The sequence below is a fragment of the Achromobacter sp. EB05 genome, from assembly GCF_044232075.1.
Classification (GTDB): Bacteria; Pseudomonadota; Gammaproteobacteria; order Burkholderiales; family Burkholderiaceae_B; genus Achromobacter; species Achromobacter dolens.
Window position 1 is genome coordinate 980,688 of sequence record NZ_CP155917.1, and the last position, 11,882, is coordinate 992,569.

The window sequence follows — 11,882 nt, forward strand, 5'->3', positions numbered from 1 at the left end:
GGAACAGCGGGGCCGCGCCTACGCCAGCCTTTCTTTCAGCGGCTGCTTGAGGATCTTGCCGCTGACGGTGGTGGGAATCGTGTCGATGCAGTGGATCTGCGCCGGCCGCTTGTACGGCGCCAGTTGGGCGCGCAGGTGCAGCATCAGCAGATGGGTGTCCAGGCGCGCGTCGGCCAGGGGTTCGACGAAGGCGATGACCTCCTCGTTGTGGTCCTCGGTGGGGCGGCCCACCACCGCCGACAGGCGCACGCCGGGAAAGGCGTTGATGACCGCCTCCACCTCGATCGGGTAGACGTTGAAGCCGGACCGGATGATCAGGTCCTTGGAGCGGCCTGCGATGTAGAGCGCGCCGCGGTCGTCCAGGTAGCCGATGTCGCCGGTGTTGAGCCAGCCGCCGGGCAGCAGCGCCTGCGCGGTCTGCGCCGGGTCGCGGTAGTAGCCCAGCATCACGCCGGGGCCGCGGATCAGGATGTCGCCGCGTTCGCCCGGGCGCGGCGCGTCGTCGTCGGGACAGCCGATGCGCAATTGCACGCCGTCCACCGCGAAGCCGGCGCTGCAATCGGTCGGCGGGGCGTCGATGTCGGTGATGAACATGGAGCCGGCGTATTCGGTGATGCCATAGCCGTGATGCATGGCGACGCCGAAGTAGCGTTCGGCGTCGCGCTTGAGCGTCGGGTCGAGCGCCGCGCCGCCGGTGTAGAGATAGCGCAGCGCCGGGGCGCGCAATTCGGCGCGCGGCGGCGCGGCCGCCAGCATGCGGTTGAACATGGTCGGCACGCCCTGCAGGATGCTGACGCCGGGGTGGGCCAGCGCCTTGAAGGCGTCCTCGGGATCGAAGCGGCTGCGCAGCACCAGGCTGGCGCCGCCGTGCAGCGTCGCCATCAGCACGGTGGCGATGCCGAAGATGTGCGACAGCGGCAGGGCGGCGTAGCCGATGTCGCGTGGCGTCAGGCGGCGCGACGCGGCCGAGACGCCGGCGAAATGCAGCAGGCCGCGATGCGGCACCATGACGCCCTTGGGCGCGCCCGTGGTGCCGGACGTGTAGATCACGGTGGCGACCTCGGCGGCCTGGGCGCCGGTTTCGGGTTGGGTAGGAGAATCCGCGCGCCGTGCCCGCACGCCTGACCCCCAGGCGGCGGCATCGGCGGGTTGCGCACCGGCCGCGTCGGCATGGGCGGCGGCGGCGCCGGAAACCCCGCTGGTGTAGAGCGTGATCTCGGGTTGGGCGTGGGCGCTGATGGCGGCGATTTCCCGCGCCGACAAGCGCGCGTTCACGCCAACCGGCCAGGCTCCGATGATGCCGCAGCCGAACAACGCGGCGATCATGGCGGCGCAGTTCTCGCCGACCATCAGCACCCGGTGGCCCGGGTTCACGCCCGCCGCCGCCAGCCAGCGCGCCGCGTCCTCGGCGCGTTGCCACAGTTGCGCATAGGTCAGGATGCCGCCGCCTTCCTCGTACAGGCAGATGGCGTCGGGCTGGCTGCCGGCCTGGCGGGCCAGCAACTGGTGGATGCGGGTGAGCGGTTCTGAGTGCGACATGGTTGCTGCGGTCGGAGTCAAAGCGTGGCGGCGGTGCCGAGGATGGCGGTGGCCTGGCTGGACAGCGTGCCGCCGTTGCCGTGCACCAGCGCCAGTTCGGCGTTGGCCACCTGGCGCGCGCCGGCCTCGCCGCGCAGTTGCCGCACGGCCTCGATCATGATGAAGACGCCGTACATGCCCGGATGCACGCAGCACAGGCCGCCGCCGTTGGTGTTGACCGGCAGCCGGCCGCCGGGCGCGATGGCGCCGTCGGCGATGAAGTCCTTGCTCTCGCCCTTGGCGCAGAAGCCCAGGTCCTCCAGGAACAGCAGGGTGTTGATGGTGAAGGCGTCGTACAGCTCGACCACGTCGATGTCCTGGGCCGAGACGCCCGCCATGGCATAGGCGCGGCGGCCCGATTCGCTGGCGGCGGTGACGGTCAGGTCCTCCATCGACGAGATCTGCCGGTTCCACACGGCGGTGGCGTTGCCCAGCACGTAGACCGGCGGGCGCGGCAGGTCGCGGGCGCGGTCGGCGCGCACCAGCACATAGGCGCCGGCGCCGTCGGTGACCAGGCAGCAATCGCGCACGCTCAACGGGTCGGACACCATGCGCGCGGCCAGGATCTGTTCCAGCGTGGCCGGCTCGCGCAACTGCGCCTCGGGATTGAGCTGGGCCCATTGATTGGCGGCCAGCGCGACCTGCGCCAGGTGTTCGCGGCGGGTGCCGTACTGGTGCATGTGGCGCGCCGCGGCCAGCGCATACGACGACAGCGGGCTCAACGGGTCGTACGGCGTCTCGTAGGGTTGCGGATCGAACTGCTTGCGCACGCGGCCGATCTCGGCGCGGCTCAGCGTCGAGGTGCGTTGCGTGTTGCCATAGCAGACCAGCACCGCGTTGCATTGGCCCGAGGCCAGCGCGTGCAGCGCCGGCAGCAGGTGCGCCACGAAGCTGGAACCGCCCAGCATGGTGCTGTCGATGAAGCTGGGGCGGATGCCCAGGTGCTCGATGACCGGCATCGCCCACATCGGCGCCGCCACGCTGGCGGTGCAGAGGCCGTCGATGTCGCGCATCGACAGGCCGGTGTCGGCCACCGCGCGCTGCGCCGCCTGCACCAGGATTTCCATTTCGGTGTAGCCGTGGGCCTGGCCCAGGCCGGCATGGCCGACGCCCGCCACCGCGACGGCGCCGCGCAGATCGTTCAGCGTCATTGCGCCTCCTTGTTGGGAACAAAGACCAGCAGGCCGCGGCCTTCCGTCACGGCCACCTGGGCCCGCACCGCCATGCCGATGCGCACGGCGTCGGGCGCCACGCCCTCGACCCGGCTCATCAGGCGCACGCCTTCGAGCAGGTCGACCAGCGCCACGTTGTAGTCGCCGCCCGCCTCGGGCTTGCGCCGCACGGTGGTGGTGGAATAGACGGTGCCGCGCCCGTCCGGCGTGCGCCAGGACAACTGGTCCGCGCCGCAATGCGGGCAGAGCATGCGGGGATAGAACACGGCGCGGTCGCAGGCGTCGCAATGCTGGATCTGGAAGCGTCCCTGATCGAGCGCCTGGCGGTATTGCGCCTCGACGCCTTCGGTGGCGGGTGGGTCGGTTGCTGTCATTGCATGGGTTCCGGATGGACGAGCCGCCAGTGTCGGGGCTGGCGCCGGCCGGTGCCATTCTTCATTGCTGAAGCAGGCCTTTTGCCGGCCCGTAGTGCCCGTTCGCGATGGCCCTACACCGAGGCAAAAGCCCGCCTTCGGCAACCGCAGATTGTCCGGCGCCGGGTCGGCATGGCTAGATAGCCGCCAAAGGAGGTAGGCCATGAATCTGACCTGGACGCCGGAAGAGATCCGGTTCCGCGAAATGGTGCGCGCGTTCGCCGCCGACCGGCTGCCGCGTGACATCCGCGACAAGGTGCGCCGGCACCAGCGGCTGGAGCGCGATGACTACGTGCGCTGGCACAACATTCTGGCCGACCAGGGCTGGGGCGCGCCGAACTGGCCCGTCGAGCACGGCGGCACCGGCTGGAACGCGCTGGAACGGCTGATCTTCGAAGTGGAATGCTTCAAGGCCGGCGCGCCGCGCCTGTTGCCGTTCGGCCTGTCCATGATCGGGCCGGTGCTGATGAAGTACGCCAGCGCCGAGCAGCAGGCGCGCTTCCTGCCGCGCATTCCACGGGTGCAGGACTGGTGGTGCCAGGGCTATTCCGAACCGGGTTCGGGGTCGGACCTGGCCTCGCTCAAGACCCGCGCGGTGCGCGATGGGGATGAATACGTGGTCAACGGCCAGAAGACCTGGACCACGCTGGCGCAGTACGCCGACTGGATGTTCTGCCTGGCGCGCACCGACCCCGAGGCGCGCGCCCAGCGCGGCATCTCGATGCTGCTGCTGGACATGCGCGCGCCGGGCGTGAGCGTGCGTCCGATCCGCACGCTCGACGGCGGGCACGATGTTAACGAAGTGTGGCTGGAGAACGTGCGGGTGCCGGTCGCCAACCTGGTGGGCGAGGAGAACCAGGGCTGGACGTATGCCAAGTACCTGCTGGGCCACGAACGCACCGGTATCGCCGGCCTGGGCCATTGCCATCGCGAACTCGGCATCCTCAAGGACATGGCGGCCCGCGCCACGTCGCGCGGCCGGCCGCTGCTGGCCGACAGCCGCATGCGGGACCGCATCTCGCGTATCGAGGTCGACATCATGGCGCTGGAAATGCTGTTGCTGCGCGTGGCGGCGAGCAATGGCGGCACGCCCGGCCCGGAGGCCTCGGTGCTGAAGATCCGCGGCTCCGAGATCCAGCAGGACCTGGCCATGCTGCAGATGGAAGTGGCCGGCCCCGACGCCTGGCCGTACGACCCCGAATGGATGCTGGCCGAGGCCGCGTATCACGGCCCCGGGCCGGAGATGGCCGCGGCATCGGGCGCGGGCTATGCCGACATGCGCAAGACCTCGATCTACGGCGGCACCACCGAAGTGCAGAAGGGCATCATCGCCCGCCTGGTGCTGGGCCTGTAATCCGCCAATCCGGACGCCCGCCTGGATTGCAAGACAGGCGCGCGCCGCAAGGAGCACGACACATGGATTTCCTCTATACCGAAGAACAGCGCATGCTGGCCGACAGCCTGCGCCGCCTGGTGGACCAGGCATGGACCCGGCCTCGGCGCCGCGCCCGCGAGGCCGCCGGCCGGCTCGATCCGGCGGCCTGGAGCGCGCTGGCCGAGCTGGGCGTGCTGGGGCTGAACATTCCGCAGGAAGCGGGCGGCTTCGGCGAAGTGCCGGCCAGCCTGCTGCCGGTGCACCTGGAACTGGGGCGCGGGCTGGTGGCCGAGCCGGTGATCCCGAGCGCCGTGATGGGCGCGGCCCTGATCGGTGCCTGCGACGCCGCCGCACGTGAGCGCTGGTTGCCCGCCATCGCCTCGGGCGAGCAGGTGGTCAGCGTGGCGTACCAGGAACCCGGACGCCGCTACCAGGCCGATCCGAATGACTGCCGCGCAACGCGCGACGGCAACGGCTGGCGTTTGGACGGCGCCAAGCACCTGGTGTGGCATGGCGCCGCGGCCCATGCCTGGTTAGTGAGCGCGCGGGCCGACGACGGCGCCACGCTGCTGCTGGCGGTGCCGGCGGATGTCACTGGGGTACGCGTCACCGACACGCCGACGCTGGACGGCGCGCGTTGCGCCCGCCTGGATTTCGACGCGGCATCGCTTGGCGCGGACGCGCTGCTGACGCGGGGCGCGGCGGCCGACGCGGCCCTGGCGCAGGCGCTGCAATGGGGGACGGCGGCGCTATGCGCCCACGCTGCGGGCGCGATGGAGCGGTTGCTGGAGATCACCGTCGACTATCTCAAGACGCGCAAGCAGTTCGGCCAGCCGCTGGCCGCGTTCCAGGCCTTGCAGCACCGCCTGGCGGAAATGCTGGTGGCCAAGGAACTGGCGCTATCGATGGCCTACGTGGCGGTGGCCGCGCTGACCGAACCCGACCCGGCGCAGCGCCGCCGCATGCTGGCCTCGGCCAAGCTCGAAATCGCGCGCGCGGGCCGGCTGGTGGCGCAGATGGCGGTGCAATTGCATGGCGGCATGGGCATGACGGACGAGCTGGAGGTGGGCGACTACTTCAAGCGCCTGACGGTGGCGGACCTGTTGCTGGGCGACAGCGCCGAGCAACTGGCGGTGCTGGAGGAACTGGCATGAGCCATGACCGCTACACCGAGATCACGTTCACGCTGGAGCAGGGCGTCGGCGTCATCACCCTCAATCGCCCGGAGCGCCTGAACAGTTTCACTGCCGTCATGCACGCCGAACTGGCGCGGGCGCTGGACGCGCTGGAGGCGCACGCCGGCTTGCGCGGCGTGATCCTGACCGGCGCCGGCCGCGGCTTCTGCGCCGGCCAGGACCTGGGCGAGCGCAAGCCGGCCGAGGACGGTTCGCGCCGCGACCTGAGCGAGAACCTGGAAAAACTGTACAAGCCGCTCATCCTGCGGCTGCGCGCGCTGCCGGCGCCGGTGGTGTGCGTCATGAACGGCGTGGCGGCCGGCGCTGGCGCCAGCCTGGTGCTGGCCTGCGACGTGGTGTTCGCGGTGGAGTCGGCGCGCTTCATCCAGGCCTTCAGCAAGATCGGCCTGCTGCCGGACGCCGGCGGCACCTGGTTCCTGCCGCGCCTGGTGGGCTCGGCGCGCGCCATGGGCGCGGCCTTGTTCGGCGAGGCCGTCAGCGCGCGCCAGGCCGAGGCCTGGGGGCTGATCTGGCGCGTGGTGCCGGATGCGGACCTGGCCGCGACGCTGGCCGAGGTCCGCGCCACCCTGGCGGACGGGCCGACGCGCGCCTACGCCGCCACCAAGCAGGCGCTGCATGCGTCCAGCGGCAACACGCTGGCGCAGCAGTTCGACCTGGAATGCGCCTTGCAGCGCGAGCTGGGCTACACCGACGACTACCTGGAGGGCATGCGCGCCTTCGCGCAGAAGCGCGCGCCGGCGTTCACGGGGCGCTAGGGCCTGCGTCAGGCCGCCGCCGGCTGCCGGATCTGCTCGATCAGTTCACGCGCGCAGCCGGGCAGGGCGTCGATGTCGCGCACCAGCAGCTTGCGTTCGCGCACCACCCAGGGCTCGTCCAGCTCCACTACGCGCAGCTTCATCTCCGCGCCGTAGCGGCGCGCGGCCGAATCCGGGATCACGCCGACGCCGACGCCCGCCTGCACCATCCGGCAGATGGAATCGAAGCTGTAAAGCTGGATGCGTTGCGGCAGGCGCTGGCCGATGCGCTCGAGCTGGTCGCGCAGGAACGCCACCAGGGTCGAGCCCTCATGCATGGTGATGAACGGATAGCGCACCGCGTCGGCCAGCTTGACCTTGTCCTGCTCCTGCAGCGGATGGCCATTGGGCACCACCAGCACCAGCCGGTCGGTGCTGAAGTGGATGGTCTGCAGTTCGGGCGCGTCGACCGGCCCGGCGACGATGCCCAGGTCGGTGGTGCCGTCCAGCACGCCGCGCACGATGTCGCGCGTCAGGCGTTCCTGCAGGTCGACGGTGACGCCGGGATGGCCCGCCAGGAAGCGCGCCAGGATGTCGGGCATGAATTCGGTGACCGCCGTGGTGTTGGCGAAGATGCGGATGTGGCCGGCATCGCCGTCGGCCTGCTCCTGGAAGTCGTGCTTCAGGTGATCGACCTGGCGCATGATGACCCGCGCGTGCTGCAACAGCCGCTGGCCGGCCGGGGTGATTTCCACGCCGCGGCTGTCGCGGTACAACAGACGGGTGTTGAGCTGGTTCTCCAGCGCCTTGATGCGCACGCTGACCGCGGCCAGCGACAGGTGGGCGCGCTTGGCGGCCTGCGTCAGGCTGGGGGATTCGGCGATGTGGATGAACAGGCGGAGGTCGGCGAGATCGAAGTGCATGGCGCCTATATTACGGCGGCGGGCGCCGGGCGCACGATTCAGGCGCCCCAAAGCCGGCCTTGAGGAAAAATGAATTCACAGTGTCCCCGCCATGCGGGATGCTAGCCACCAGATCAATCATCAGAGGAATATCGGCATGACATCGACAGACCCGGCCGGCTGGATCGGCAGCGGCGAGCGCCAGGCGGACGCGCTGGACCCCGGCCATGCGGCGCGCATCGCCGCCACGCTGGGCGGCCCCGCGCCCGCCGTGGGCGACCCCTTGCCCCCCTTGTGGCAATGGGCGTTCTTCATCAGCACGGTCGCGGCCGATGGCTTGGGGACGGATGGGCACCCGGCCCGTGGCGGCTTCCTGCCGCCGGCGCAGGACCGCAACCGCATGTGGGCCGGCGGCCGCGTCGAATTCCGCCAGCCGCTTAGGGTGGGCGTGCCGGCCGAACGGGTCTCGGTGGTGGCCGACGTCAAGGAAAAGGCCGGCCGCACCGGCGCGCTGCTGTTCGTGACGGTGCGCCACGAGTACCGCCAGGACGGCGAGGTGGCCATCCTGGAAGAGCAGGACATCGTCTATCGCCAGCCCACGCCGCCCAAGCTCGCCGGCACCGAGCCGGCGCCGCAGGCCCAGTGGCGCGACACCATCGAGCCGACCTCGGTGCTGCTGTTCCGCTATTCGGCCGTGACCTTCAACGGCCACCGCATCCATTACGACCATCCCTACGTCACCGCCACCGAAGGCTATCCGGGCCTGGTGGTGCACGGCCCGCTGATCGCCACCGAGATGGTCGCCGCCTTCCTGCGCGCCCACCCCGGCGCGCGCCCCACGCACCTGTCGTACCGCGGCCTGCGGCCGCTGATCGCGCCCACGCCCTTCCAGGTCGCCGGCCGCATCGACGAGCCGGGTCTGGCCCGGCTCTGGGCCGAGCAGGACGGCACGCTGGCCCACCAGGCCGAACTGAGGTTCACCGCATGAGCACGCCAGCCCCCCGCCCGCTGGACGGCATCACCGTCGTCAGCCTCGAGCACGCCATCGCCGCCCCGTTCTGCACCCGCCAGCTCGCGGACATGGGCGCACGCGTCATCAAGATCGAACGCCCCGGCGCGGGCGACTTCGCCCGCGGCTATGACGAGCGCGTGCGCGGCCTGTCGTCGCACTTCGTCTGGACGAACCGTTCCAAGGAAAGCCTGACGCTGGACCTCAAGCGCGACGAAGCCGGCGACATCATGGAACGCCTGCTGCAACAGGCCGACGTGCTGGTGCAGAACCTGGCGCCTGGCGCCGCCGCGCGCCTGGGGCTGTCGTTCGAGGCGCTGCACGCCAGGCACCCGCGCCTGATCGTCTGCGACATCTCCGGCTATGGCGAAGGCGGCCCCTACCAGGACAAGAAGGCCTACGACCTGCTGATCCAGAGCGAAAGCGGCTTCCTGTCGGTCACCGGCACCGCCGACGACCCGGTCAAGGCCGGCTGCTCCATCGCCGACATCTCGGCCGGCATGTACGCCTATTCCGCCATTCTCAACGCGCTGCTGCTGCGCCAGAAGACCGGCCTGGGCAGCCGCCTGGACGTCTCCATGCTCGAGAGCATGGTCGAGTGGATGGGCTTCCCGATGTACTACGCGTTCGAGGGCGCGGCGCCGCCGGTGCGCGCCGGCGCGGCCCACGCCTCGATCTATCCCTACGGTCCGTTCCCCACCGGCGACGGCAATACCATCATGCTGGGCCTGCAGAACGAGCGCGAATGGCGCGTGTTCTGCGCCCAGGTGCTGCGCCAGGCCGAGCTGGCCGAGGACCCGCGTTTCGCCACCAACTCGCTGCGCACCGCCAACCGCGAGGCCCTGCGCGCGCTGATCGTCGCGGCCTTCGCCGACCTCAGCGTGCAGCAGGTCACCGACCGGCTGGAAGACGCGCAGATCGCCAACGCCCGGGTCAACGACATGGCCGGGGTCTGGGCCCACCCGCAATTGCGGGCGCGCGACCGCTGGAGCCAGGTCGACAGCCCGGCCGGCGCGCTGCCGGCGCTGCTGCCGCCGGCCAGCAGCAACGCCTTCGCGCCGCGCATGGCGGCGGTGCCCGCCGTGGGCCAGAACACGGATGCGGTGCTAGCATCACTGGGATACGCGCCCGAACAGGTGGCGCGATTCCATGCTTCGGAGGTGGTGTGATGCATTCCGTCGTTCGTACCGCGCTGTTCGTGCCGGCCTCCCGTGCCGAACGCATCCCCAAGGCCCTGGCCAGCGGCGCCGATGCCGTCATCGTCGACCTGGAAGACGCGGTCGAGCACCTGGCCAAGGCCTCGGCCCGCGAAGCGCTCTGCGACTTCCTCGGCACCCAGCCGCAGGCGCGGGTGTGGGTGCGGATCAACGACGCCTCCACCTCGTGGCACGACGACGACCTGAAGGCCTGCCGCGGCAAGCCCGCGGTGGCCGGGATCCTGCTGCCCAAGGCCGAAAGCCTGGCGCAGGTGCGCCACGTGGCGCAGGCGGGGCTGCCGGTCATTCCGATCCTGGAAACCGCGCGTGGCATCCTCAACGCCGCCGAGGTCGCCGGCACGCCCGGCGTGGCGCGGCTGGCGTTCGGCAGCCTCGACTACGGCCTGGACCTGGGCCTGGCGCCGGACACCGCCGGCGCCGAAGCCGTGCTGGACCACGCCCGCGTGCAGGTGCTGCTGCAGACCCGCGCCGCCGGGCTGGCGCCGGCGCTGGACGGTGTGTTCCCGGGGGTCGAGGACCACGCCGGGCTGTCCGCCGCCGCCGCGCGCGCCCAGCAGATGGGGTTCGGCGGCATGCTGTGCATCCATCCCGCGCAGGTGCCGGTGATCCACGCCGCCTTCGCGCCCGATCCGGCCGAGCTGGCCTGGGCCCGCCGCGTGGTTGACGCGCATCGCGACAAGGCCGCCGGCACCTTCATGCTGGACGGCAAGATGGTGGACGCGCCCGTCATCACCCGCGCCCGCCGCGTGCTGGCGCAGGCCGGCGAAGCCAGCGCCGCTTGATCCCGTCCGGCGGTGTCCGGCCTACAATCCGGCAAATCTTTCCGCGGACGGTCTCATGAGTGCAGCGCTTTTCATCGGGCATACCTACATCGACGTCACCGTGCTGGCCGACGAATGGCCCACCGGCGACGAGAAAAGCGTGGCGCGCGACTACGCCGTGTCGTTCGGCGGCAATGCCGTCACCGCGGCGTTCGCCTGCGGCAAGCTGGGCACGAAGCCCGACCTGATCTGCTCGCTGGCGCCGGACTGGCTCGGCCACATGTATACGGACATGGCGGCCGCGCACGGCGTCACGCTGCACGGGCGCCAGGTGCGGCGCTCGTCGCTGTCGTTCATCATGCCCAACCATGGCAAGCGCGCCATTGTGCGGGCGCGCGATGCCGACTACCTGAACGATTTTCCGCGCCTGGACGTCAGCGGCTACCGCGCGCTGCATCTGGACGGCCACCAGCCCGACGCCGCGCTGCACTATGCGCGCGCCTGCCGCCAGGCCGGCATCCTGACCTCCCTCGATGGCGGCGGCGTGCGCGAGAACACCGACGAACTGCTGCGCCACATCGACGTGGCCGTCTGCGCCGAACGCATGTGCGAGCAGTTGGACCTGTCGCCGCATGGCTTGCTGGACCTGCTGAAACAGCGAGGTTGCCGCATCGGGGCGGTGACGCTGGGCGAGCGCGGCATGCTCTGGTACGACGAAACCGGCGCGGTCGACACGCTGCCGTCGCTGGACGTGCCGGCCGATCGCATCATCGATACCTCCGGCGCGGGCGACGTGTTCCACGGCGCCTATGTCTGGTCGTACGTCAACCGGCCCGAGCTGGCCTGGAAGGAACACTTCACCTTCGCCCGCGCCGCTTCGGCGCACAAGATCCAGCACCTGGGCAACGAGGCCGGACTGCCCGGGGTGGACGACGTCGAACGCGCCATGCTGGCGTTCGCGCCCAAGGCGTGACGCGGCCGCAGGGCCGATCTTCACGGTAATCAGGAAGAGGGCGGCAACCGCGCCGCCCGGCGCGGTTCAGTCCAGTCGTTCGATCGGCTGGTCGGTGATGTCGCCGAGCCAGGCGTCGAGGCCGCGGCCGGCCAGCGTCAGTGTCGGCGCCAGGTCGCGCAGCGGACGCAGCACGAAGGCGCGCAACTGCATGCGGGGGTGCGGCAGGATCAGGCGCTCGTGCGCCATGGCGGCGTCGCCATGCAGCAGCAGGTCCAGGTCGAGGGTACGCGGCGCGTTGCGGTAGGGCCGTTCACGGCCATGGCGCAATTCCAGCGCCTGCAACAGGTCCAGCAGGTCCAGCGGCGCCAGCGTGGTGTCCAGGGCCGCGACCGCGTTGACGAAGTCCGGGCCAGTGGCGTCCACCGGCGCCGTGCGATAGAAGGGCGAGGCCGTCACCGCGATGATGCCGTCGGTGGCGGCCAGCTCGGCCAGCACGCTGCGCAGCGTTGCCGCGCTGTCGCCCAGGTTGGCGCCCAGCCCGATGTAGGCGCGCACGGGGGCGGCCATGGC

Annotated in this window: 12 protein-coding genes; 7 read left to right on the plus strand and 5 right to left on the minus strand. The window is 70.8% G+C overall.

Annotated elements, in window-relative coordinates:
• Positions 1–18 precede the first annotated feature (18 nt).
• Genes AAID08_RS04520 through AAID08_RS04530 form a run of 3 tightly spaced genes read right to left on the minus strand, consistent with a single transcriptional unit; the run spans position 19 to position 3,124 of the window.
• Positions 19–1,539, minus strand: coding sequence for a class I adenylate-forming enzyme family protein (locus AAID08_RS04520; protein WP_395757392.1), 1,521 nt, complete (start codon positions 1,537–1,539; stop codon positions 19–21).
• Between the two features lie 17 nt (positions 1,540–1,556).
• Positions 1,557–2,729, minus strand: a complete 1,173-nt coding sequence (locus tag AAID08_RS04525) for a thiolase (RefSeq protein ID WP_395757393.1) — start codon at positions 2,727–2,729, stop codon at positions 1,557–1,559.
• Positions 2,726–3,124, minus strand: coding sequence for a Zn-ribbon domain-containing OB-fold protein (locus tag AAID08_RS04530; RefSeq protein WP_116792999.1), 399 nt, complete (start codon positions 3,122–3,124; stop codon positions 2,726–2,728). Before AAID08_RS04530 ends, AAID08_RS04525 begins: the two co-directional genes overlap by 4 nt.
• Before the next feature lie 202 nt (positions 3,125–3,326).
• Between AAID08_RS04530 and AAID08_RS04535 the strand changes: the two genes are divergently transcribed.
• The 3 genes from AAID08_RS04535 to paaG all read left to right on the plus strand — a co-directional run bounded on the left by AAID08_RS04535 (position 3,327) and on the right by paaG (position 6,489).
• Positions 3,327–4,517 (plus strand): acyl-CoA dehydrogenase family protein, encoded by a 1,191-nt coding sequence (locus AAID08_RS04535; RefSeq protein WP_054501843.1) that lies wholly within the window; start codon positions 3,327–3,329, stop codon positions 4,515–4,517.
• A gap of 62 nt (positions 4,518–4,579) precedes the next feature.
• Complete coding sequence (locus AAID08_RS04540; RefSeq protein WP_395757394.1) at positions 4,580–5,692, plus strand: acyl-CoA dehydrogenase family protein; 1,113 nt, start codon at positions 4,580–4,582, stop codon at positions 5,690–5,692.
• On the plus strand, positions 5,689–6,489 hold the full coding sequence (gene paaG / locus AAID08_RS04545) for a 2-(1,2-epoxy-1,2-dihydrophenyl)acetyl-CoA isomerase PaaG (protein WP_116792996.1): 801 nt from the start codon (positions 5,689–5,691) through the stop codon (positions 6,487–6,489). Before AAID08_RS04540 ends, paaG begins: the two co-directional genes overlap by 4 nt.
• Positions 6,490–6,497: 8 nt before the next feature.
• Here paaG and AAID08_RS04550 read toward each other — a convergent pair whose 3' ends face one another.
• Entirely contained in the window at positions 6,498–7,391 is an 894-nt protein-coding gene (locus AAID08_RS04550; RefSeq protein WP_049055670.1) for a LysR substrate-binding domain-containing protein, read from the minus strand.
• A gap of 136 nt (positions 7,392–7,527) precedes the next feature.
• Here AAID08_RS04550 and AAID08_RS04555 point away from each other — a divergent pair, with 136 nt between their 5' ends.
• The 4 genes from AAID08_RS04555 to AAID08_RS04570 are packed head-to-tail and all read left to right on the plus strand — an operon-like array spanning position 7,528 to position 11,330.
• Positions 7,528–8,358: a MaoC family dehydratase N-terminal domain-containing protein gene (locus AAID08_RS04555; protein WP_064523747.1), complete on the plus strand. Its 831-nt coding sequence runs from the start codon at positions 7,528–7,530 to the stop codon at positions 8,356–8,358.
• Positions 8,355–9,548, plus strand: a complete 1,194-nt coding sequence (locus AAID08_RS04560; RefSeq protein ID WP_054501839.1) for a CaiB/BaiF CoA-transferase family protein — start codon at positions 8,355–8,357, stop codon at positions 9,546–9,548. Before AAID08_RS04555 ends, AAID08_RS04560 begins: the two co-directional genes overlap by 4 nt.
• Entirely contained in the window at positions 9,545–10,378 is an 834-nt protein-coding gene (locus AAID08_RS04565) for a CoA ester lyase (RefSeq protein WP_049071535.1), read from the plus strand. The genes AAID08_RS04560 and AAID08_RS04565 overlap by 4 nt, the downstream gene beginning before the upstream one ends.
• Before the next feature lie 55 nt (positions 10,379–10,433).
• Positions 10,434–11,330: a sugar kinase gene (locus AAID08_RS04570; RefSeq protein WP_020925064.1), complete on the plus strand. Its 897-nt coding sequence runs from the start codon at positions 10,434–10,436 to the stop codon at positions 11,328–11,330.
• Positions 11,331–11,396: 66 nt separating this feature from the next.
• On the opposite strand, the gene AAID08_RS04575 is transcribed toward AAID08_RS04570, so the two are convergent.
• Positions 11,397–11,879 carry a 2-amino-4-hydroxy-6-hydroxymethyldihydropteridine diphosphokinase gene (locus tag AAID08_RS04575; protein WP_049055673.1) on the minus strand — a complete coding sequence of 161 codons (483 nt, stop codon included), beginning with the start codon at positions 11,877–11,879 and terminating at the stop codon, positions 11,397–11,399.
• Positions 11,880–11,882: the final 3 nt, after the last annotated feature.